The 21,757-nt window shown below is 57.7% G+C and carries 17 protein-coding genes; 4 read left to right on the top strand and 13 right to left on the bottom strand.

The annotated features are described in order from the left end of the window. The 7 genes from ACSQ3Y_RS03110 to ACSQ3Y_RS03080 form a co-directional block, all read right to left on the bottom strand. Nucleotides 1-3,186, bottom strand: a complete 3,186-nt coding sequence (locus ACSQ3Y_RS03110; RefSeq protein WP_436176411.1) for a CusA/CzcA family heavy metal efflux RND transporter — start codon at nt 3,184-3,186, stop codon at nt 1-3. Between the two features lie 15 nt (nt 3,187-3,201). Beyond that, nucleotides 3,202-4,800, bottom strand: coding sequence for an efflux RND transporter periplasmic adaptor subunit (locus ACSQ3Y_RS03105; protein ID WP_436176410.1), 1,599 nt, complete (start codon nt 4,798-4,800; stop codon nt 3,202-3,204). Between the two features lie 8 nt (nt 4,801-4,808). Further along, nucleotides 4,809-6,170 (bottom strand): TolC family protein, encoded by a 1,362-nt coding sequence (locus ACSQ3Y_RS03100; protein ID WP_436176409.1) that lies wholly within the window; start codon nt 6,168-6,170, stop codon nt 4,809-4,811. A gap of 154 nt (nt 6,171-6,324) precedes the next feature. Next, nucleotides 6,325-6,684, bottom strand: coding sequence for a cation efflux protein, CzcI family (gene czcI / locus ACSQ3Y_RS03095; protein WP_436176408.1), 360 nt, complete (start codon nt 6,682-6,684; stop codon nt 6,325-6,327). 197 nt (nt 6,685-6,881) lie between these two features. After that, on the bottom strand, nt 6,882-7,403 hold the full coding sequence (locus ACSQ3Y_RS03090) for a DUF4148 domain-containing protein (RefSeq protein WP_055402095.1): 522 nt from the start codon (nt 7,401-7,403) through the stop codon (nt 6,882-6,884). A gap of 46 nt (nt 7,404-7,449) precedes the next feature. Continuing rightward, on the bottom strand, nt 7,450-7,821 hold the full coding sequence (locus tag ACSQ3Y_RS03085) for a hypothetical protein (protein WP_436176407.1): 372 nt from the start codon (nt 7,819-7,821) through the stop codon (nt 7,450-7,452). A gap of 510 nt (nt 7,822-8,331) precedes the next feature. Next, a complete protein-coding gene (locus tag ACSQ3Y_RS03080) occupies nt 8,332-8,607 on the bottom strand; it encodes a hypothetical protein (RefSeq protein WP_436176406.1) in 276 nt (91 codons plus the stop codon). A gap of 395 nt (nt 8,608-9,002) precedes the next feature. On the opposite strand from ACSQ3Y_RS03080, the gene ACSQ3Y_RS03075 reads away from it, so the two are divergent. Together ACSQ3Y_RS03075 and ACSQ3Y_RS03070 are read left to right on the top strand one after the other, a co-directional pair. Next, complete coding sequence (locus ACSQ3Y_RS03075; protein ID WP_436176405.1) at nt 9,003-9,419, top strand: disulfide bond formation protein B; 417 nt, start codon at nt 9,003-9,005, stop codon at nt 9,417-9,419. After that, nucleotides 9,416-10,072: a DsbA family protein gene (locus ACSQ3Y_RS03070; protein WP_436176404.1), complete on the top strand. Its 657-nt coding sequence runs from the start codon at nt 9,416-9,418 to the stop codon at nt 10,070-10,072. Before ACSQ3Y_RS03075 ends, ACSQ3Y_RS03070 begins: the two co-directional genes overlap by 4 nt. Nucleotides 10,073-10,234: 162 nt before the next feature. Here ACSQ3Y_RS03070 and ACSQ3Y_RS03065 read toward each other — a convergent pair whose 3' ends face one another. The 4 genes from ACSQ3Y_RS03065 to ACSQ3Y_RS03050 form a co-directional block, all read right to left on the bottom strand. Continuing rightward, a complete protein-coding gene (locus tag ACSQ3Y_RS03065; RefSeq protein ID WP_436176403.1) occupies nt 10,235-12,913 on the bottom strand; it encodes a heavy metal translocating P-type ATPase in 2,679 nt (892 codons plus the stop codon). Nucleotides 12,914-13,422: 509 nt separating this feature from the next. After that, the gene (locus tag ACSQ3Y_RS03060; RefSeq protein ID WP_436176402.1) at nt 13,423-13,827 is read right to left on the bottom strand and encodes a hypothetical protein; all 405 of its coding nucleotides are present in this window, start codon (nt 13,825-13,827) and stop codon (nt 13,423-13,425) included. Between the two features lie 121 nt (nt 13,828-13,948). Further along, nucleotides 13,949-14,653, bottom strand: a complete 705-nt coding sequence (locus ACSQ3Y_RS03055) for a winged helix-turn-helix domain-containing protein (RefSeq protein WP_436176401.1) — start codon at nt 14,651-14,653, stop codon at nt 13,949-13,951. A 36-nt stretch (nt 14,654-14,689) separates the two neighbouring features. Next, nucleotides 14,690-16,087: a tetratricopeptide repeat protein gene (locus tag ACSQ3Y_RS03050; protein ID WP_436176400.1), complete on the bottom strand. Its 1,398-nt coding sequence runs from the start codon at nt 16,085-16,087 to the stop codon at nt 14,690-14,692. 454 nt (nt 16,088-16,541) lie between these two features. Here ACSQ3Y_RS03050 and ACSQ3Y_RS03045 point away from each other — a divergent pair, with 454 nt between their 5' ends. Both ACSQ3Y_RS03045 and ACSQ3Y_RS03040 read left to right on the top strand, forming a co-directional pair. Beyond that, complete coding sequence (locus ACSQ3Y_RS03045) at nt 16,542-17,594, top strand: porin (RefSeq protein WP_436176399.1); 1,053 nt, start codon at nt 16,542-16,544, stop codon at nt 17,592-17,594. 150 nt (nt 17,595-17,744) lie between these two features. Next, the gene (locus tag ACSQ3Y_RS03040) at nt 17,745-18,254 is read left to right on the top strand and encodes a DUF6328 family protein (protein WP_436176398.1); all 510 of its coding nucleotides are present in this window, start codon (nt 17,745-17,747) and stop codon (nt 18,252-18,254) included. A 165-nt stretch (nt 18,255-18,419) separates the two neighbouring features. On the opposite strand, the gene ACSQ3Y_RS03035 is transcribed toward ACSQ3Y_RS03040, so the two are convergent. Both ACSQ3Y_RS03035 and ACSQ3Y_RS03030 read right to left on the bottom strand, forming a co-directional pair. Then, nucleotides 18,420-19,382, bottom strand: coding sequence for an IS5 family transposase (locus tag ACSQ3Y_RS03035; RefSeq protein WP_436176397.1), 963 nt, complete (start codon nt 19,380-19,382; stop codon nt 18,420-18,422). A gap of 879 nt (nt 19,383-20,261) precedes the next feature. Beyond that, on the bottom strand, nt 20,262-21,665 hold the full coding sequence (locus ACSQ3Y_RS03030; protein ID WP_436176396.1) for an RCC1 domain-containing protein: 1,404 nt from the start codon (nt 21,663-21,665) through the stop codon (nt 20,262-20,264). Nucleotides 21,666-21,757 lie beyond the last annotated feature (92 nt).

The following is a 21,757-nucleotide window of genomic DNA, read 5'->3' as shown; positions in this document are numbered from 1 at the left end:
CTACACGGGCTTCGGTGCGTCCGGATGAGAGGGCTCAGCAGACACGTCCTCCACTTCTTCATCCGGCTTGTGGGCCAGGCGATAGAGGATGGGAAGCACGAGCAGGGTCAGCAGCGTGGAGGAAAGAATGCCCCCGATCACCACTGTTGCCAAAGGCCGTTGAACCTCGGCCCCCGTGCCGGTGGCAATCGCCATGGGAATGAACCCGAGCGAAGCCACGAGCGCGGTCATGAGCACAGGGCGTAGTCGCGTCAGCGCGCCTTCGTGAATTGCCTCATCCAGCCCGACGCCGCTTTCCCTCAGACTGCGGATGTACGAAATCATCACCAACCCGTTGAGCACGGCCACTCCCGAGAGCGCAATGAAGCCAACGGCTGCTGAGATCGACATCGGGATGTCGCGAAGCCAAAGCGCCAGAATGCCCCCGGTCAATGCGAATGGGATGCCGGTGAACACCAGCGCTCCATCCTTGGCATTGCCGAACATTGCGAACAGCAGTACAAAGACCAACAGTAGCGACACCGGTACGACGATCTGCAGACGTTGCGTGGCCGACTGCAGGTTTTCGAAAGTTCCGCCCCAGCTTGTCCAGTAGCCAGTAGGAATTTTGATCTGAGCCAAGCCCTTCTCAGCTTCTGCTACGAAGGAACCCACATCGCGACCACGCACGTTGGTACTCACCACGATGCGTCGCTTCCCGTTCTCGCGGCTGACCTGGTTTGGTCCGGGGGCAAGTTCGAAAGTGGCGACCTCACCCAACGGAATGAAGTTGGTTCTGGCTTCGGTGCCATTCGCAGAACGCGGCAGAGGTATGGGCAGTCGCTTCATTCCTTCCAGGTCATTGCGCAGCGCTTCAGGGAGGCGTACCAAGATGTCGAATCGGCGATCTCCTTCAAACATGGTACCGGCCTCGCGGCCACCGATTGCAGTCGCCACGGTGTCCTGAACGTCGGCAACGTTCAGGCCATACCGCGCAGACTTCTGACGGTCGATGTTCACAGTGAGCATTGGAAGCCCGGTAGTCTGCTCAACCTTTACCTCAGACGATCCCTGGATCTTCTGCAGCATTGCAGAAACCTCTTCCGCTGACTTGTTCAGCACGTCCATGTCGTCGCCGAAGATCTTCACTGCCACGTCACTTCTCACACCCGAGATCAGTTCGTTGAAGCGCAGCTGGATGGGCTGGGAGAACTCATAGTTGTTGCCAGGAATTTTCCCCAAGACCTCTTGAATCGCAGCGAGCAGTTCATCACGGGTCTTGCGAGGCTCAGGCCATTCATCCACCGGCTTGAGCATGATGTACCCGTCCGAAATGTTCGGTGGCATAGGGTCGGAGGCAATTTCCGCAGTACCTGTTCTGGCGAAGATGCGTTCGATCTCAGGGAACTTCTCCTTCAGAGTGCTTTCAATCTGCTTTTGCATCGCAACCGACTGCGAAAGACTGGTGCCCGGAATTCGCAGCGCTTGAATTGCAAAGTCACCCTCATTGAGGTTGGGGACGAACTCACTGCCCATGCGGGTCGCGATCAGTCCACACAGGATCACTGCCACCGCTGCGATGGAAAGAACGAGTGCCTTGGCAGACATCACTCGAACCAGCAGCGGCGCATAGATGCGCTTTGCATGCCCGAGGAGGAAGTTTTCCTTCTCGCTGACGCGATTCCCGATGAAGAGAGCCACGGCGGCCGGGATGAACGTCACAGACAAAATCATTGCGCCCACCAGTGCGGCGACAACGGTAAATGCCATCGGATGGAACATCTTCCCTTCAACGCCGGTCAGCGCGAAGATTGGCAGGTAAACCACCATGATGATGAGCTGACCGAACAGTAGCGGACGGCGGGATTCCTGAGATGCCAGGAACACTTCGTGGAAGCGCTCGGCTCGTGTCAACGGTCGGCCGTGGTGTGCCTGCGCGTGAGCCAGGCGGCGTACGCAGTTCTCAACGATCACCACTGCGCCGTCGATAATGATGCCGAAGTCCAGCGCCCCCAAGCTCATCAAGTTGGCACTCACCTTGTACTGGACCATGCCCGTGAAGGTGAAGAGCATCGACAAGGGAATAACCATTGCCGTGATGATCGCTGCACGGATGTTGCCCAGAAAAAGGAACAGGATCACGATCACGAGAACCGCGCCTTCAAGCAGGTTCTTTTTGACGGTGTTGATGGCCTTGTCGACTAGCACCGTACGGTCATATACCGTCACCGCATGCACGCCTTCGGGCAGGCTCTTGTTGACTTCCACCATCTTTTTGTCCACTGCCTGGGACACGGTGCGGCTGTTCTCGCCGATCAGCATGAACACAGTGCCGAGCACCACTTCTCGCCCGTTGTCCGTTGCTGCGCCCGTTCGCAGTTCCCGGCCAATACCGACGTCAGCCACATCCCGCACACGCACAGGCACGCCGTTTGCGCTGCTGAGGATCACATTGCCGATGTCTTCCAGGGACTTCACCTGCCCAGGTGCTCGAATGAGGTACTGTTCACCACGCTTTTCGATGTAGCCTGCGCCCACGTTGCCATTGTTGCGGTCCAGGGCGGTGACCACATCCTGCAGCGTCACTCCCAACGAAGCCAAGCGCTCCGGGATGGGCGCGATCTGGTACTCCTTGGCGAAACCGCCAATGGAGTTGATTTCGGTCACGCCAGGAACGTTTCGCAATTGCGGTTTGATGATCCAGTCTTGGATCTCGCGCAGGTCGGTGGGTGTGTACGGAGACCCATCAGGCTTTTTCGCACCGTCCTTGGTTTCTACCGTCCAAAGATAGATTTCACCCAGCCCGGTCGAGATAGGCCCCAGCGCTGGCGTAATGCCTGCAGGCAGCTTGTCGCGCGCCTCCTGGATGCGCTCGTTGACGAGCTGGCGAGCAAAATAGATGTCGGTGCCATCCTTGAAGATGACGGTGACCTGCGACAGTCCATACCGCGAGAGAGACCGTGTCTGATCCAGGTTCGGCAGGCCGGCCATGACCGTCTCGATGGGGTATGTGACCCGCTGCTCGGTCTCCAGGGGCGAGTATCCGGGCGCCTGTGTGTTGATCTGGACCTGAACGTTCGTGATGTCGGGCACGGCGTCGATGGGTAGCTTCTGGTAGCTGAAGACGCCGAAGGCACCCATGGCGAGGGCCGCAAGCAGCACCAACCATCGCTGCTCGATTGAAAATCGAATGAGTTTCTCAAACATGTATGGGCTCCGCGATTAGTGCGTGTGTTCGGCAGATCCCTTGCCGAGTTCGGACTTCACGACGAAGCTGCCAGTCGAGGCGTAGGGCATGCCGGGCTTGAGACCCGACAAGACTTCGATCCGCTTGCCGTCGCTTCGGCCCAGCTTCACGGGTTGGGCAATGAAGCCACCGTTGACCTTGAGGAAGACCACGGGCTTTTCTCCAACGTTCTGGACGGCGTCGGCCGATATGGTCACAGGCGCTGCCGTTTCTTCAGACACCACCTCGACATTCACAAACAAGCCTGGGCGCCAGGCGCCTTTGGGGTTCTCCAGGACGACGCGGGCCTTTGCGGTACGGGTCTGCTCACCAATCAATGCACCAACAAACGCAACAGTACCGGTGGCAGATGCTTCAAACGCAGTGGCTTTGATGGTCACCTTCTCGCCCACTCTCACCGAAGGCAGATCCTTCGCTGGAACGTTGATCTCGGCCCACACCTGGGTCAGATCGGAGATTGTGAACACGGCGGCGTCTTCTTTTACGGCTTCGCCGAGGCTCAGATGCTTCTCGATGACGATTCCGTCAAAGGGCGCACGCAGTTCGATCCGATTCAAGCCTGACACTGACGACGAAGACAGGCCCATAGCACTCAGCTTTTGATTGGCATTGGCTACAGATACCTCCGCTTCACTCAAGGCTTGCCTCGCTTGCAAGTAGTCCTGCTCGGCCGAGACCTTCTGCTCCCAAAGCTTCTTTTCCCGCTCGTAAGTGGTCTTGGCCAAGGTCAGGCGCTTTTGCGCCGTCTGCAGCTCGCTTCGTTGCTCAGAAGCAGTCGGGCTTGCGATCGCAGCCAGGACCTGGCCCTTCTTGACCACTTGGCCCAAGCTGGCGCTGACGCTCTCAACGACCCCTGCAAGACGGGGGACCACGTGCGATGTCCGGTCTTCGTTCAGCCGGATCTCGCCGGGCAACAGCAAGGCCGTCTTGATGTTGGCAGCCGACGCAGAGTCCACGGTGATGGACGCCGCCTTGATCTGGGCATCGGTCAGTTCGACTTTTCCTTCTTCCTTGCTCATCACGAACATGAAAGGCTCGGTGGCCGTCTGCGCGATGATCTCGATGTCGAACGCATGGGGTTCGGCAACGATCTCGCGGCTGACCAGGCTGTCCTTTTCCACGGCAAACGTCAGCTTCTGCTTTTCGTCTGATGGGCGGGTCACTGTTGCCGTGACCGTTGCCGCATTCAAGGGCAGGGGCTTGTCTTTGTCGGACAGCCAGATGCGCAGCCGAGGCTCGCCACCGTCCTCGGAGAGCAATGCTTCCAGGCTGAAATCGCCTTCCTTGAAAACAGTACCGCCATTGGGGCCCTTGGCCGCACTCTTTTCGTGGTGTTCGCCATCTGCATGACCCTTGTCGTCGTCGTGACCCTTTTCGCCGCCTTTCCCATGGTGCTCACCGTCTCCGTGGCCCTTTGCCTCGGTGTGGGTGCCATGGCCATCACCTTCGGCGGCTGCGGCCTTTGGCTTGCCTCCGCTTTGCAGGATGAAGGCTCCCGCCCCAACGCCCAGCGCGAGGACGACGGCAATGGCGATGAGGTGCTTTTTGCTGATAGTGGATTTGCTGTTATTCATGATCAATCTCAGTTCTGCGTTGCGATCGGGCCTGGATTCGAGGGGGCGCCGAGCAGGCGGTCCACATCGGCAGCTGCGCGATGAGCTTCGCCGAGTGCCTTGAGGTATTGGGATTTCGCAGTGAAATAGGTGCGTTGGGCGTCAAGCACCTCTAGGAAGTTGAACTTCCCGTTCTCGAAGCCAATGGTGGCTGCGTCGTATGCCGACTTCGCGCCTGGAAGAACGTCTTGCTGCAGAGCCTGGATCTCAGCGCCGATGGTCACCAACCGCTCTTGCGCCTGCGCGACATCGCTGTACATTCGAACGGTTACAGCCTGCAGGTCGTCTCTCGCCTTGTCTTCCAGCTTCAGGGCCTCCAGAAGGTTCCCCTGGTTGCGGTCAAAGACAGGAATTGGCACCGAGACGCCGAACAAGAGGACGTTCCGCTGCATCTCATTCGCACGCTGCATGCCAACGCTGATGGTCACATCTGGTGCCCGCTTGCTTTGCTCAACGGCCGTCAGGGCTTGGCGGCGGTCCACTTCGAGCCTCGCTCGTGCAACGCTAGGAGACGAGAGAATCATGGCCTGGAGCTCTGCGAGCTTTGGGGCGGCTGGGAGATCGTCGGCTCTCCCTTCCAGGACAGCAAACATCGTTGTTGTCCTCCCAAGGAGCGCGGACAGGCGAGACATTGCATTGCGTTCTTCACTTGCTGCCTGGGCGAGCTCCACACGGATGCCTGCTTCGGCAACCCGTGCCTTGGTTTCCTCGACCGGAGACACCTTGCCGGCAGCTACACGCTTTGCAACGGTGTCGGTTGACGACTTCGCAAGAGACGCGCTATCTCGCGCAAGCGCCAAACGCTCCTGCGCCGTGAGCACATCAAAGTATGCTGCTGCAACGTCGGCTCGCACAGTCGCCTTCAGCTCGATGAGCTGAGCCTGAGCCTGCTCACGGGCCTTTTCGGCTGCCTTGGTCCGTGCTGCGCGTTTGCCTCCCAGTTCTATCGGGAGATTGAGCTGAATGCTCTGCGTGCGCGTCTTAGAGCGGGTGTCTTCCAGCGAGTACGCGATTTCAGGATTGGGCCGCGCACGCCCTTGCAGAACCTGCCCCTCCGTCGACTCGACCTGGCGGGTTGCCGCTGCTACCTCTGGATTGCCTTCCATGGCCAACTCGATGGCTCTGGCCAATGACAAGACCGCAGTAGGAGCGCTTGAGGATCCCTGCAGCGTTTCCTGCCCACCGCCAATTTGCGGTTGCGCAGTGACCTGAGAGAACGCGACGCTGGACGCGCCAAGCAACATGACTACGACGCTCGCCGCGACGAAACTAGCCTTCCTGTGGCCGTGCACGCCGTGGGGCGTTCGTTGAACGTAAATACCCTTGAACATCCGATTCTCCGTTGATTTCAAAACACGAAGTAATCGGCGGGATGGCAACCGTGTAGATGCCTGGCAACCCGTAACTCATCTCATCCGCGACACGCGCAGCGATATCCGCCTAGTAGGCGGATCTGATGACTGAAGGAAGAAGATGCCCCGCCGACTAGGCGAGGAATGGCCACTGAGGGCGGTCGGGGGGAGTAGGCGTCACACCAGCCAACGGCCCGATGGGCCGTGCCCCTACACTGTCGCCGTGGGATATGACTTTCTTGGCATGCGGAATGTAGATGACGCCAATACCGGCTCCATGGCAAAGGCAGCAATCGATGTCGAACTGATCGGCGCTTTGCCCTGTCTTTTCCGCTTTGTCTACCTTGCTCTTGGACTCATGATTGTGCTCATGGTGGCCCACATGCTGCGACTGAGCCGTAGTGCGTTCATGCATGCAATACGTCGCAACCGCGGACCAGCTGAACTGGAACGGTAGCAAGGCAAGCATAAAAACGGCGATGAGACGACTCATATTTTTAGTCTAGCACGCGACTATGAATTCGTTTAAGCAGAATCGATAGAGCGGAAAGATCCGAGGGCCAATTGAGGCAGGCAACCCACAGGGTCGCGGTGCTTCGCCATCTTGGTCAGACTCATGTTCCGCTCTATCGACCATCTACAGCACACATTGAACGATCACTTTGGGTAAAAGCTACCCGAACCTACCGCTCAGAAGCGACGCTCGCCTGATTGCGGCGCCGAGTCGGAGGCCACGTTGTGACTATCTCGATACAGGCCTGGATAGATCTCATTGAGCATCCGGCCATCTTCGCCGTTTGCCATCATCTCGCCATGGTGAATCGCTTCTGCGAGTTCTTGTTTAACTTGCTCGCGGCTCTTGGACTGGCCGGCAGTAGCCTGAACCGGGTAGCTTGCCGGGGCGATTTCATTGAGCTTTGCGCCAGACTCACCGGCGGCCATGACGTCACCGGTCTTGATGGCTTGTTCGAGTTCCGTCACCACCTGGCTGCGCGTCTTGGGAGTTCCCACGGGCTTCGCCGACGGGTAAAGGCGAGGATTGATCTGGTTGAGCTTCATGCTGGTCTCTCCACCACCAAGCATGTCGCCGCTGGCAATGGCTTGGAAGAGCTCTGCACGGACCTGCTCACGCGTCTTGGGAGCGGAAGGATCCGAAGCGAATGCGGGTGCTGCGGCCAGAGAGAGTACGAGGAGTGCGGTCTTGAATTTCATGATGTGGTTCCTTTTGAAATGATTGAATGACGATTGAGTTGACTACTTAGGGCAGTTGGCGGGCATCCACCCAACCAGCTTCACCACCCATATCGCGCATGCCGTCGATGGTTACCGGGCGCTCGTTCGCGGCTTGCAGCTCCTGCATCACCTGAGCGCGTGATTTGTTAAGGGCCGGACCTTTGACCAGCGGATAGGTGGCTGGAAAGCCTCGACTGATCCAGTACAGCGAACCGTCTTTCTGCGCTGCCAGGACTTCGTTGCGAACGGCTTCGCGGCTCAGGTTGCCGCCCACGTGGCCAGGTGCGAACACTGCACCTTCTTCTTGGACCGGGCTCGTGTGGTACGCAGACGATGCGAACGAAGTGGTAGCGACTGCGGCCAGGCCGGCGACGATGATTGCGTTACGGACTTTCATGAGGATCTCCTGTGGCACTGGATGTCTCGATATGAGCCATCTAGGTGATGCGTTTTGTGCACCACGGAGACAAGTCTAAAAATCCGGCACCCACCACAACGTGACCGCCGCATTACAGTTTTGAAAGGTGGCGAGCCATCAGCCGACTTCCTGAGAGGGCGTACTGGCTTCAACGTGCAGCACACTCTACCGTTGGGTACATGTGATTTGCCCGCGCCCTGCGGGTTAGCACGCGTTGTGTGGCGAGTTGGCCGAGGAGCTCCACATGCGGCAATGCACTGGTCTCCGGCGCAGGCGTCTCAAATTACAAGGAACTTGCCCTTCGGCGCAAAGACCTCTGCATGTCGTGCGGTGAGGACGCAAGTGTGCTCATCGAACATTGCTTTCACTTACATCGCGGGCCTTGCTAGGCGCATCTGTAGGCGAAATAGTGCGAGGGCCTCAACGCGTGTCCAGCGAGCTGCAACCATCGCGGGTGCGTAGTCCGGCGCTATCAGCCAAGAGTCGACGTCAGGGCGCCTGCAAAGCCGCAGCCCGTCCGCGAACACCGCGAGCAACAAGCTTGGAAGCTTTTGTGACCAGCCAAAAGCACTCTGACCTCGTCGCAAAAGCGCAGACGCCATTACAATTTTGCGCATGCGCTCCCGCCTGCTTGCTCTTTTGCTCGTGCTTTTTCCAATGCAACTTTGCTTTGCTGCAGTCGGGCCATTTGGCGATCCTGTTGAGCCAGTCCCGTTGTCCGCCGCGGCGCTGAACTGTTGCGCTCATATGGAGTTGGGTCAGCATGAAGTCGACCAGCCTGTCCGAATAGGGAATGTGGTTAGCGACGTGGAATGCGGCACATGCCACTCACAGGGTGTTGAGGCGCTGCCGGCGCGACGTCCCTTTGCGGCGGCCACCACTCAGGAGCGCTTTGGCGTCGCCGCTGGCGAGCGCCTGTCACAGGCCCCGGCCAGCCGGCCCGAACGCCCTCAGTGGCGAGCCCTGTCCTGACCAGGGCATCGGTCACCAGACTCTCCGATCCCTGCCAAGGGTTTCAGCGCCGCGTGTGCTGAACTCGTCGCATGTTTTTGGGATTTCTTCATGATCACTGCCATCGGGCCGCGCGGCTCCGGAATCACTACGGGTGGTATCACTTCGTATAGTGCTTGCCGCTTTTTCCACTTGTTCAGGAGGTATCGATGAATCGGACCTCCTTGCTGCTACTTACGGCTTGGTTGGTAGCAATGGCAGCAACAGGCAGCGCATTGTTCATCGGCGAAGTGATGGGGATGGTCCCCTGCGTGCTGTGCTGGTACCAGCGCATTGCCATGTTCCCGCTAGCGCTAATCCTAGGTATGGCCTTGTACAGCGAAGACCGGCGTGGCGCCACTTATGCCCTGCCTCTTGCGCTAGCGGGCGCGGCTGTAGCCTGCTATCACAGCCTCTTAGTCGCACGCCTTGTGCCTAAAGCATGGGTTCCGTGCGGTGCAGGGGTCTCTTGCGCCGATCAGAGGCTCGACTTCTTCTATGGCATTGAACTGCCCTGGCTTTCGTTGGCGGCGTTCATTTTCATCGCCGTTTCACTCTCTCTATATCTGCGAAAGACAGTCAAATGATCCACCGTAAATACATCATTGCCCTCGTGTTGGGAGTTGCACTCGCCGCTTTCCTGATCGGAGCGAGCGTCTACCAAAGCCGCATTCACGCCAGTCAGAAGCAGCAAGCTGCCGCACACACCGAGCGAATGGTGCGCATGCATTCGCCGGTAATCGGCCCACGCGAGGCGCCGGTGACGATTGTTGAATTCTTCGACCCCGCCTGCGAAACCTGTCGCGCTTTCTATCCTGTCGTCAAAGAATTGATGCAGCGGTATCCTTCCCAGGTACGGCTGGTCATCCGGTATGCACCGTTCCACAAGGGCTCGGACGAGGTGGTCAAGCTACTGGAGGCCGCCCGGCGGCAGGACAAGTACGTCATGGTGCTTGAGTCACTGCTGGCAGCTCAGCCACAGTGGGCAGACCATGGAAATCCCAATCTGCAGTTGGCATACATGGCAGCTGAGCAGGTGGGGCTGGACATGACGAGGGCTAGGGCCGACATGGCAGCACCCACGCTGGACGCCGTACTGCAACAGGACGTGGAGGACCTTACCGCACTGCGAGTTGACAAAACCCCCACTTTCTTTGTGAATGGGCGGCCATTGCCCAGCTTTGGGGTCAAGCAGCTAGCTGACTTGATATCAGTGGAGGTGACCAAGGCTGCTAAGTGAGCTAAGGCATCGTTGGACAATGACAGGCCCCGCGGCCGCCCAGGTCGCGCCCGGGGGTGCGGTGCGCCGTCGCAACACCGCCGATGACAAATGCAACGGCAGCTATCGATGCGAAGGCCCGGACGGAGGTGAGAGAGCTAGGCATGGGGCGAGTCGCTAGCGTCAGGCGGAACTTGCTACTTCCGACTTTGAAGGTGCAGGACTGTCGTCTGCGGCACCCCCTTTGCCTTTGTAGGCAAGCAGTCGAAGCGCGTTCACTACAACAAGCAGTGTCGATCCCTCGTGGAAAAGAACTGCCGTCCCGATCTTCAGCCCGAAGATCGTTGCTGGGATGAGTACGGCAACAACGCCCAGGCTCACCCAAAGGTTCTGCTTGATGATGCGGCTCGTGCTGCGTGACAGCCCTACTGCGAACGGCAATTGAGCCAGGTCGTCGGCCATAAGGGCTACATCGGCGGTCTCAAGCGCAACATCTGATCCGGCTGCGCCCATAGCGATCCCGACAGTGGAGTTGGCCATAGCGGGTGCGTCGTTGACCCCATCACCCACCATTGCCACTTTGCCATGTGCTTTGCGCAAGTCCTTGATGGCATCGACCTTCTGTTCCGGCATGAGGTCACCACGAGCCTCGGTCAGTCCTACCGACTTGGCAACCGCGTCTGCGACCTGCTGGTTGTCTCCAGAGATCATGATCAGGCGCTCGATCCCAAGCTCTCGAAGTTCGGCCATCACTTGGGCCGCAACCGGGCGCGGCGTGTCCATCACGCCGATCACGCCCAGGAATCGCTGCCCTTTGCGGACAACCATGGTGGTCCTGCCGGAGGCCACCAGCGTCTCATTGGCCTTAACTACGTCGGCAGGCATTTCCGACTGGGGCAGTTCTGAGAAGAGTATTGGCTTGCCTATGTGGACAGCCTCACCGTCGACCTGTGCTTGAACACCCCGGCCAGTGATGCTTTTCACGTCAGACGCTATCAGCGGTGTCGCCTGGCCGCTCAATCGCTCGCGTGCACCTTTGACGATAGCTGATGCCAAGGGGTGATCGCTGTGTTCTTCCACTGCCAGGGCTACAAGCAGCAACTCATCTTCAGTCGCGCCATCAGCCGCCACTGCGTCCGTCAGCTTGGGTTTGCCTTCGGTCAAGGTCCCGGTCTTGTCGAAAGCAATAGAGGTGAGTGTTCCAAGGTTCTCCAGGGGACCGCCGCCTTTAACCAACACGCCTCCGCGCGCAGCCCTTGCTACGCCACTGAGCACGGCACTGGGCACCGAGATTGCGAGCGCGCACGGGCTCGCGGCGACAAGTACGGCCATGGCTCTGTAGAAGCTCGTAGCGAAAGATTCGTCGATCACGAGCCATGCGAACATCAGGAGACCCACGAGACCGAGAATCGAGGGAACAAAGATTCGCTCGAAGCGCTCGGTGAACTGTTGAGTCGGCGAGCGCTGAGCTTCAGCCTCGGTCACCATCTTTACTACCCGTGCCATCGTGGACTGGTCGGACTTGCGCGCTACCATCACGTCCATGGCGCCTGAGCCGTTGATGGTTCCGGCAAAGACGCGGTGCTCAGCAGGCACCTTCTCGAAGTTGGCGAGTGCCGCCTTCGCATCCTCCATTGGGCGCTTATCGACCGGGACGCTCTCACCTGTTACCGGCGCTTGATTAACGCTCGTGGTACCAACTACAACAATGCCGTCTGCAGGCAGGCGTTCATTGGGACGTACTACCACAATGTCGCCGATTTGAAGGTCTTTGAGGGGCACCTCCTTGGTGCTACCGTCGCGTCGAAGCATTGCGGTCTCAGGTGCGAGCTTGGCCAGCGCCTCTATAGCCCGCCGGGCACGCCCCATCGCATAGTGCTCCAACGAATGGCCGAAGCTGAACAGGAACAGCAGCAACGCGCCTTCGGCCCACTCTCCGAGCGCTGCGGCACCGGCGGCAGCTACCAGCATCAAGGTATCAATCTCGAAGCGACGAGCGCGGAGGTTCTCAACGGCCTCTTTGACCGTGTAGTAGCCACCGAAAACATAGGCCGCGACGTACAAGGCCGTCGGCACCCAATCTGGTGCGGTATCGCTGCGGCTGATCAGCCAACCCACGAGCAGGAGTGCACCCGACAACAACGAGAAGATGAGCTCGGATTTCTCGCCAAACAGTCCGCTCTTACTGTGGTCGTGGCCAGCGTGGCCACCGCCCTCTGTCTTCTCATGCGCGTGGTCGTCATGACCATTGCTTGAGTCCCCCTGAGGAGAGCCCTTGCGCTTTTCGCTGCCATGATCATGGCCATGATCGGCAGTTTGATTTGAGGATGCTGCAGGTTGGGTTCCGGCGTCATCGCTTTCCTGGCTACTGACCGCTACCTGCTTGAGGGAATTCATAGGCCCTTGCGGCACTACTTGGCCGCTCATTCCCAGAGAGTCGATCGCATCGAGCAACGTCCGATCCGTGACCTTTGATCGGTCGTACTCGACCCGAAGCGCACCTGAAGCCGCTACGTCGGCCTCCAGCACCCCAGACACTTTTCGCAGTTCGTCGGCTGCGCGACGTGCAGACCTGGCATGCAGGGGGCTACTGGTACGAAAGGTGAGATGCGCGTACTGAGAGGAAATCTCTGCGCCAACCGACTCTACGAGCTCGCGGACACGCCCGAAGGTGACCTGATTCGGATCGAAATGAACGCATAGTTGCGGTGAGTCGCCTTCGATGCCGACGATATGTGCCTCCTCAATACCCGGGCGCCCTGTAAGAGCGTCGGTCAGCAACACTACGCACCGGTCCTGGGCGCTGTCAACGCCTGGCAATATCAGCGGTAGATCAAGACGAAGCTTTTTGGGTGAACTCATTGCATTTGCCTTAGATGTTCTGGTTGGCCAACACGAGTGCAATCGTGAGACCTAAGTTTGAAAGTGGCTGACAGCCTCATGCCAGTCCGGCGGAGCCTAGGAAGCGTCAGCTGGACTCAGCGTTTTTGGAGAGGCTGAATTTGAGGCGGCAGCACGTCCTCCTGCGCCGCCAACGATTGAGCGAGTGGAGGATGGCTTGGACTTCCGGTTGGAAGCGTGCGCGCGGGAACAGTCGCCTTCGCACGGAATCTGCTGAGAGGCCTCAATGTTCTAGGTTCAACGAGCGACTGCAATTCACTCGCGGAACGCAGCGACCAGTGCGGAACGTAGCCCGCACCCAACTTTTGTCCGCGCCTTGTGCAAGCCCCACCGAGGGTGTCTTCCCCAGTTGGCCGATCGTGAATTTTGGAGAACATCCGACCCCCTTCGTTGTAAACAACAAACCGAATTGCTCGGCAAGGAGTCGTGATACGCGGAAATTTCTCGCGTTTGGTGACTGTCTCGCCGCTCTAGGCGGAGACAGTCCAGTTGGGACGTTCTATGGAGTAAGGGATGTATGCCGGTTGCCTTGCGCTCGACACCCCCCAAAGAGGATCACCGGGTTCTGGGCTCGACAAATTGGCCCACCACATCACGGGTGGAATGGATGCGAGATGGCAGTCAGGACAGTCGGGGTCTGCGCCGCCGAAGGCATTCTTCGCCTCCTTGTCTGATTCTGACGTCTTGCCAGACTTGCCCTGGTGTTTGTGCACGTGGTGACCGAAATGGCTTGCAGCGGACTGCTCTTCATGCTGGCAATAGCCCGTCGCGGCCCCCCAGACAAACTGGATCGGCAGCAGCACAAGCATGATGATGAAGAGGACGCGGCGCACGGTTGCAATAGTAGCAGGGCAGGTCTGCAGCTCGTCGTTCACAAAGACAACCCGAAACAATCGCAGGAATTGTGGCGCGCAGTGGACCAGACGGCACCTGCAGCCGCGCTCCATGCGCATATAGCAGCATGGCCATCTCCGAATGACCAAGTGCTATGCCGTCTCACAAGTCCTTGCGGTCTCCGAGCGCCCTCGCCCTTTGATCCAGCACATATCCCTGCCCGTGAGAGGTGTGAAGCAGTTTGGTCTGAAAAGGCTCATCCATTTTCTGTCTGAGCCTGCGTATTGCAGCGTTGATGAGGTTTCCCGCGCGCTCGAAGGGCATGCCCCAAACTTGCTCGAACAAAAATTTGCGTGACACCACCTCGCCGCCATGGCGTAGAAGAATCAGCAGCAGCGAGAACTCCTGGCGCGTGAGGTCGAGTCTGTGGCCTGCGCGCTCAACGCGCGTGCGCGACACATCCAGCACCAAGTCTCCAACTGAAAGCCGCAGCGGGTTTTCTGCAGCGCCAGGGCGGCTATACAGCTGCAGTGCGATGCGGGCGTTCAGTTCCGAAAATGTGATCGGCTTGAGCAGGTAGTCCGTTGCCCCATTCTTGAGACACAGTAGCTTTTTTTCCAGTTCTCCGCATGTGGTCACCACAATGATCGGAACTGGTGTCTTCTCGCGCATCTCGCGCAATAGTGCAACTCCATTTCGCCGAGAGATGTCCAACTCCAGAACGACCAGATCGTAGTCAGTTTTGGCAAGCTGATGGCACGCATCAATTCCATGCTCTGACGTAGAGACCTTGAAGCCCTTTTGGCCGAGGCCCCGCCTTATGCGATCAGACCAGTTGCGATCAGAATCCGCCACCAATATATTCATCTAGCGCTCCTGCAAACAGTGGGCTAAATAGGCCCTTCAAACGAGCGCCTGGTCCAAGATCGACTTTTGCCGCTGTGCCCATCGGGTACCGATACGTATCGCGTCTCGCTGAAGGGACGTCGCACGAGCAAAGACCAGATCCTCATCAATTCCAAGGCGTAGAAAGATCCGTCTTTGTTGCTGGGCACGGGCCTTCAGCGGGCCCTCCATAGACACTAGCTCGCTGTCGTCGCGCGCGAACATCGAGGCCGCAGCTTCGATGCATTCGAGTGCCCGACTCGACACCGCGGGGACGGCTCGCGGCTCGGAGAGGCTGATCTTGGATATGTAGTGATTCTTGCCAACCATGAGGCCCCAGGGCCGCGATGCATTGGAGGGATTGATCGAGAGCGCCTCCAGTTTCGTCAACCCAAATTCACGTGCGAGGCGAAGACGCATCGCAAGCAACGGGGCGCAATGCTCGACGTCCTGCAGGGCAGCCGAGACGTCGGACTCCTCGCCCTCGACGGGAAGGACCAGCGACTTGAGCAGGATCTTGGCCAGTGCATCCCCTTTCGAGGCCGCGTCAAACAATAGCGCTACGCCACGCTCCATCGCCACAATGTGATTGGCTTCTCGCAGCACCACCGCCCCCAAGCGCCTAGTGGCCTCCGGCAACCCTTGGCGTGCTGCTTTCTCAAGACAAAAGCGCGCCAGGGTGGGATTGCCGACGGAGCTGCGATAGTCCGAACAGATGCGAAAGAGGTCCAGCCACGCCTGCGGTATGCCGCTATCGCCTGAGCGAAGGAGCAGTGCTGCCGCCTTGCGCAGATTTGGGGCGGTTACCAGTTGACCGGGCTGCAGATGTGCACAGTTCAATGTCGCGAGTGCTCGCCCCAGCAGATAGCACGCGTATGCGTCTCCTTCGGCCGCACAGTGCTCAAGACTGGCTTCGACAATCTGCAGAGGTAGTCCCTTGATACATTCCCCACGCTTCTCCGCTTGGCGGATGACCTCAGTCACGATTTTGTGAACTGACGCGGGAATAGGCTCATGCAACCCGGACGCTTGTTGAAGAATTGCCCTTGCGCGACCGAAGTTGCCGTCAGCGAGAGCTTGACTGGCCTCGTGTGCGGCCAATTCAAAAACAGAAAATCCGTATATCTTTGCGATGACTTTCAGAGTTTCGAGAGGACTGCGCGACAAAACTGCTGCCATGCAGAGTTTCACACGGTCCCCGGCGGCCTCGTCGCATTTTTCAAGCAAAGTGAAGGCTTGGGAGGCGTCAGCTCGAATTAAGAGCCACGCAGCATATTTGAGCCGGGCCTCCTCATCAAATGCAGCAGCTGCCGCAACTAGGTCCATTTGTTGAAAAGATAGAATTTCCTCCAAGGTCAGCGATCTTGCCATTACCTTTGAAACGCGCTTTATTTCATGTGGCAGCAAGCTTTGCAAGTACTCCAGTCCTACTGGAATATCTTTGACAAAGCCTCCTGAGCCTAGTAGGTACGCCTCTCCCAGCTTCAGTCTTGCTTCTCCGTCTCCGTATTTAGCAAGTGATCTCAGTCGAATACTTTCGCGTCGCATATTGGCCCTTTCCCTTTGCTTATTGCCGCGCAGGCGGGCAGCTAATGGAAGAGGATCCTACGGGGTGATGAAAACATGGGCATGTCTGGAAGATTAAGTTTTTGTAATGTTGCCGAGATAAATCGGTTAGTGATGCAGCGGATGCTATTAATTTATGCCGTTGGTTGTTTCGAAGACGCACAATTTCATTCTTCACTGCAAATTCGCTTGCGCATACCCCATTGATCGTCGTCAACGCGAAATAATTTTGTGCTGGAACCTACGATTCCCTTCGATGCTTCAGTTGGCATCGATTCACAAATCAATAGATCAAGGAGTCGCAATGACTTTGAATCGGAAAATCGCCCTCGCGGTGCTGGCCACCTGCTCCGGCAGTGGCGCATTCGCACAGTCTTCGGTCACTCTCTTCGGAGTCGTAGACGTCAACACTCGCTACGTGAAAAACAGCGAGTTGCCGAGCAACATCACCATGAACAACAGTGGCCTGTCATCCGGCCGCTTCGGTTTCCGCGGTGTTGAGGACCTCGGTGGCGGCCTGAAAGCGGGCTTTTGGCTGGAGTCTGATGTAAACGCCGACACGGGCACCACCAGCGCTACTGGCAAGCTGTTTCAGCGGCGCTCAACCGTGAGCCTGCTGAGTTCCATGGGCGAAGTGCGCCTGGGTCGTGATTTCACACCCGCGTCTCAACTTGTGGTGCGCTATGACCCCTTTGGTGTGATCGGCCTGGCCGGATCGAACGTCACGAGCCGTGTGCCTGCTGCGTTCGCCTCATACTACCGTCATGACAATGCGGTCCAATACTTCACCCCCGTGTGGAGCGGATTGCAACTCGAAACCATGTACGCCCTCGACGAGAGCGCAACCACCAACGCGGGCCGCCACATGAGCGCCCGCCTGGTGTACGACAACGGCCCCCTGAGCCTGTCGGGCGTATACGGCACCACCACCGTGAATGCCGCTGGCGCGAAGCTCAAGCAAACCGGTCTCGGCGCTGCCTACGACTTCGGCATGGTTCGCTTGATGGGCTTCTACCAACGCGAAGAAGTGCCGTTCGGCACGTATGGCACTGCAGTAGCTGGCCCCGAGTCGCGCTTCCTCCTTGGCGTGACAGTGCCTGTCGGCCGCGACCAGGTTCGCGCTTCGTGGGTGCGCACTGACTCACGCGGTGGCACGGCCGCTTACAACGGCAGCGATGCGGACAAGTTCGCCATCGGCTATATCCACAACATGTCGGCCCGCACCGCGTTGTATGGCACGGTTGCATACGTGAACAACAAGGGCGGAGCCAACTTCAGCCTCGCTGGCGGCGCAACGGGCCTTGCTGCCGGTGGCAACTCCACCGGCGCTGAAGTCGGCATCCGACACAGCTTTTGATTCCAGGGTAGTTGGTTAGCGAGTTCATTTCATTTCAGCCCCTGGGTACTTGTACCCAGGGGCTTTTTTTGCACCGGCCCCGCATCGGCTCAGCGAGAAATCGTATCACGTCTGCTGCAAGTACAGTGAGTGCCTCAAAAGGAGATGCCATTGAAAAATTCCAAAAAACCGATTGGCGCCGTGCCGCCCGTCGAAGACCTCTCAGTCACCAACGCGAAACTCGAGGATGACGATGGCGATCTCACAGACATGCTGGGGGAGTTGAGAGTGTTGCTACCCACTGCTCAGTTGCTCTCCGCATTCCTCATTACGGTACCTTTCAGCTCTGGGTTCGCGACGGTCATCCCTTCGGAAAAGCATGTCTTCCTGGCCACCTTCGTTTTTTCCATCATGAGCCTGATCCTTTTGAGTGGCCCAGCTGTTCAGCACAGGCTGGCCCGACCCCTTACGAACAGGGCCAGATTCAAACGCCTTGCTACCCGTCAAATCGTGCTCGGATCAGCAACCCTGGCACTGGCGTTAGTTCTTGCCACGCAACTTGTGTTGTCAGCAGTTCTGGGCCATACGGTTGGCAATGCAGTGTCAGGCTTCATTGCAGCACTGATCGTGATCTTGTGGTGGATTTGCCCAAAGATTTGGAAGGCGAGTGGACGAATTTAAGCCGTTAGGGAAGGTCTGCACAAAGCGGTGCGCGACAAGATAGCAAGTTGATTTGAGCCAAGACAGGCTACCAGGGCTCAGATCCACAGGTCCTGGCGGTCCCTCAGCCCGCACCGGGCTTTGATTTGCGGGCAATCGCGCCGCATTTGCCCTTTTCAGGCGCACTCATGCCTGCCCACTCAACAGTTTGCTGCGCACCATCCACAGGTTGGACAGTGCAAACAGCGTGAACAGCTGGGCCGTGTTCTTCTTGAGCCCACGGTAGCGCACCTTGACATGGCCGAACTGGCGCTTGATCACCCTGAAGGGGTGCTCCACCTTGGCCCTGATGCTGGCCTTGACCCGCTCCAGTTCGTCGATCAGAACGTCCAGCGGATCGTCTTCTTTGAGCTGAGCGCGCTTGCCCGGGCGCATGGCGATGTGCCAACGCACGTCGGCCTTGGCATCGGGCCTCTTGGCTGCCCCCTGGTAGCCCGCATCACCGAAGGCATCGACCTCCTGGCCATGCAGCAGGCTGGCGGCCTCCACCACATCGTTGACGTTGCCCGCCGTGCCCCGCACGGTATGCACCAGCCCCGAGTCAGCATCGACTCCGATGTGGGCCTTCATGCCGAAGTACCACTGGTTGCCCTTCTTGCTCTGGTGCATCTCGGGGTCCCGCGCATGGTCTGGGTTCTTGGTGGAGCTGGGCGCAGCAATAAGCGTGGCATCGACCACCGTACCCGCGCGCAGCAACAGGCCCTTGGCCTCCAGCAGTTCGTTGATGGTCGCCAGGATCTGGGGCGCCAGCTTATGCTCTTCAAGCAGGTGGCGGAACCTCAGGATGGTGCTCTCGTCGGGCAGGCGGTCATCCCAGCCGCCCAGGCCTGCAAAGTCCCGAAACAGGGGCACGTCGTGCAGGGCCTCTTCCATGGCGGGATCGCTCAGGGTGAACCACTGCTGCATGAAATGGATGCGCAGCATGGCCTCAACGGCAAACGGTGGCCTTCCCCGCCGACCTTCCGGCATGTAGGGGGCAATCAACGCGACAAGATCACCCCAAGGAACGACGCGTTCCATCTCGCCCAGGAACTCGCGCTTGCGCGTGCGTTTGCTGGACGACCCCAATCCCAGGCTTTGCTGCTTCATGCTGATATCGTCTCAGCAGGCGAGGTTCGTGGCCAGCACAGGCTGCCGTGATTTATGCAGACCTTCCTTAGATGTCGGGCCCAGAACGCCTTCTTTTTGAAAACGGAGCAGTTGACCCACTTGAGCTGGAAAGACCGATGAATGTAGGCGCGCCTCCATTGCGCTATAAATGGCTTTTCAATCAGACCTGCCTTTGGAGACCTTTGAACCGTGCGGGCACCGATGAATCTGATCAGCTAAACCAATCTTGGACTATCAGCTCACCGACAAAAAGCACCTTGGGGTGCTCTATTTGAAGACTAAAAGCAGCAAGTTTTTCACCATGTGGAAAACTTCCCGCGGCCCATCGAATGTTGATAACCCGCTTACAAGACCCAAGGGCGCTGGGTGGGGCGACGGTGCTTCGTTGGAATTGAGCACAAGCTCAGTGCTCTTGGACAAGGATCAATGGTTCGAGTGCTCTTCTGCGCAAAGTAGAGCCATTCATTGCCAGGCCGCGCTCCTGGGTTCGGGCAGACCACAAATCCATCGGCAGGAACTGTCACTTCGCGGCCGTCGTGGCGCTGCCCGATCACCTGCCCGGCCACCACGGAGTCGAAGCTTTTCCACGGCCGGGCGAGGCAGTCACCGTCATGCTCGCGGTCGACCATATCCGCAGGGCGTAGGACCTGGAACTCAGAAGCCTGCGGCTTGGGCGCCAGCGATTGATGACATCTCTACCTACATTCAGACTGGCTTTAGCTTTGGGTGGCAAATCCCAGCCTTGGGAGGTGCTTGTGGGCCTCAAGGCGGCGCTAGCTGTAATCAGGCGACTGACGTACGCTTTGTAAGGCTGCCTTAAATTAAAGGGGTTGCACGAAGTGCAACCCCTTTAATCAACTACTTAGCAATGGCTACCCATTGTGAAAGCGCACCCAGATCAACCAACTGCCAGTTCGAATCTGGACCAAAATAAAACACTTTTGGCGTGCCATTTGCAGTTATTGCCAAGTTCGCCCCGTTATTGTATTTGCGAAAAAAATACCCTTCTCTCGAAACCACATAGGTAAATTCATCACCCTTACCAAGTATGGCAGGAAAGCTTTTCTCCGCCCAAAGCAGCACCTTCTCCGCATCTGCGCTAGCGTCAAACCCTTTAACGGAATAAGGTGTAATGGCTTTTGAATTTATGCATTGCCCGAGATTGCTGTCGAAATATGGAGCGCCTGAGTACCCAGGATAAAAAGCATTGTTTGTATAGCACTGCCCAGTGCCTAAACGACCGTTCTGATTATTGCCCCAGCATTGTATGTAAGAACCTTCTTCGATGACAGCGCACGCATGGTTTGCACCCGCGCTAACGGATCGCGCTGAATTAATCCCAATTACGTATTTCGATGGTCTTACTTCATTGCCAACTCCCAACTCACCATTGGCATTGGATCCCCAGCAGCTTATCTTATTGTTTGTCAACAGTGCGCACGTGAAGCCCTTACCAGCGGCCACTGAGGTTGCCGACTCGAGACCAGATATCTCAGTCAAGTTCGACCCAACTGACTGCTGGCTGCCAGCTTGCCCAAAATCATTTTTTCCCCAGCAAGCAACCACGCCATTCACCCGAACAAGGCATGTATGGCCATCATATGTAGAAACATCTACCGCGTCGTTTACTGCGGGGACTAACCGAAATTCATTAGGACTTGACGAGGCGCCAGGAAGCTGGCTGCCCGAACCGATGCAGCCCACCTGGCCGGCGAGTAAAACCACGCAAGTTACGTTCTTTCCAGCAGATATTTTTTTTGCGCCAGATAGTTCTGGAATTTTTGCGGCTTTCCCGCCTTGTATGCTGCCTACATCCACAGCGCCAAGTTGACCTTGCGATGCATCCCCCCAGCAAAATACGTCGCCGCTACTTACAAGCGAACACGCATGGCTTGACCCGGCGGTAATTTGTAATACATTAGTCAAACCCAAATAATCACTTTTAGTTTGGGTCGGATTAATAGCTCCCCAGCACCTCACCGTATTATCGTCAGCGAGGCTGCAAGAAAAATTCCGACCAACCCTTACATCTTTAGTCACAATCGAATCCAATCCCGAGACAGGGACTGGGTCTGGGCGATCTTGACGAGAACCGTCACCGATCTCCCCGTCAGCATTTAATCCCCAGCAGAACACCTTGCCGGCAGATGAAACGGCACACGTGTGTGTTTCACCCGCGCTAATCGTTACAGCCGACGCTGGAAGGGTTACGATGACGGCTAAAAGTGCCCCTAAAAATGCTTTTAAGCGATAGTGCAGCATTGTCTACCTCCCCAAAAAATCTGAATGTAAGCCATTAAAATACTTGGCGGTTGAAATGTTGCATTTTTTAAGTGATTGGCGTCACTCAATGT

Source organism: Acidovorax sp. LjRoot66, from assembly GCF_964253305.1.
Taxonomy (GTDB): Bacteria; Pseudomonadota; Gammaproteobacteria; order Burkholderiales; family Burkholderiaceae_C; genus Acidovorax.
This window is presented reverse-complemented; position numbering and strand designations above follow the sequence as displayed.

What these genes read in the sequence shown, in the direction of transcription:
- ACSQ3Y_RS03110 (WP_436176411.1), bottom strand. Translation starts at nt 3,186, where the DNA reads ATGTTTGAGAAACTCATTCGATTTTCAATCGAGCAGCGATGGTTGGTG.
- ACSQ3Y_RS03105 (WP_436176410.1), bottom strand. Translation starts at nt 4,800, where the DNA reads ATGAATAACAGCAAATCCACTATCAGCAAAAAGCACCTCATCGCCATT.
- ACSQ3Y_RS03100 (WP_436176409.1), bottom strand. Translation starts at nt 6,170, where the DNA reads ATGTTCAAGGGTATTTACGTTCAACGAACGCCCCACGGCGTGCACGGC.
- czcI (WP_436176408.1), bottom strand. Translation starts at nt 6,684, where the DNA reads ATGAGTCGTCTCATCGCCGTTTTTATGCTTGCCTTGCTACCGTTCCAG.
- ACSQ3Y_RS03090 (WP_055402095.1), bottom strand. Translation starts at nt 7,403, where the DNA reads ATGAAATTCAAGACCGCACTCCTCGTACTCTCTCTGGCCGCAGCACCC.
- ACSQ3Y_RS03085 (WP_436176407.1), bottom strand. Translation starts at nt 7,821, where the DNA reads ATGAAAGTCCGTAACGCAATCATCGTCGCCGGCCTGGCCGCAGTCGCT.
- ACSQ3Y_RS03080 (WP_436176406.1), bottom strand. Translation starts at nt 8,607, where the DNA reads ATGCTGACCCAACTCCATATGAGCGCAACAGTTCAGCGCCGCGGCGGA.
- ACSQ3Y_RS03075 (WP_436176405.1), top strand. Translation starts at nt 9,003, where the DNA reads ATGAATCGGACCTCCTTGCTGCTACTTACGGCTTGGTTGGTAGCAATG.
- ACSQ3Y_RS03070 (WP_436176404.1), top strand. Translation starts at nt 9,416, where the DNA reads ATGATCCACCGTAAATACATCATTGCCCTCGTGTTGGGAGTTGCACTC.
- ACSQ3Y_RS03065 (WP_436176403.1), bottom strand. Translation starts at nt 12,913, where the DNA reads ATGAGTTCACCCAAAAAGCTTCGTCTTGATCTACCGCTGATATTGCCA.
- ACSQ3Y_RS03055 (WP_436176401.1), bottom strand. Translation starts at nt 14,653, where the DNA reads ATGAATATATTGGTGGCGGATTCTGATCGCAACTGGTCTGATCGCATA.
- ACSQ3Y_RS03045 (WP_436176399.1), top strand. Translation starts at nt 16,542, where the DNA reads ATGACTTTGAATCGGAAAATCGCCCTCGCGGTGCTGGCCACCTGCTCC.
- ACSQ3Y_RS03035 (WP_436176397.1), bottom strand. Translation starts at nt 19,382, where the DNA reads ATGAAGCAGCAAAGCCTGGGATTGGGGTCGTCCAGCAAACGCACGCGC.
- ACSQ3Y_RS03030 (WP_436176396.1), bottom strand. Translation starts at nt 21,665, where the DNA reads ATGCTGCACTATCGCTTAAAAGCATTTTTAGGGGCACTTTTAGCCGTC.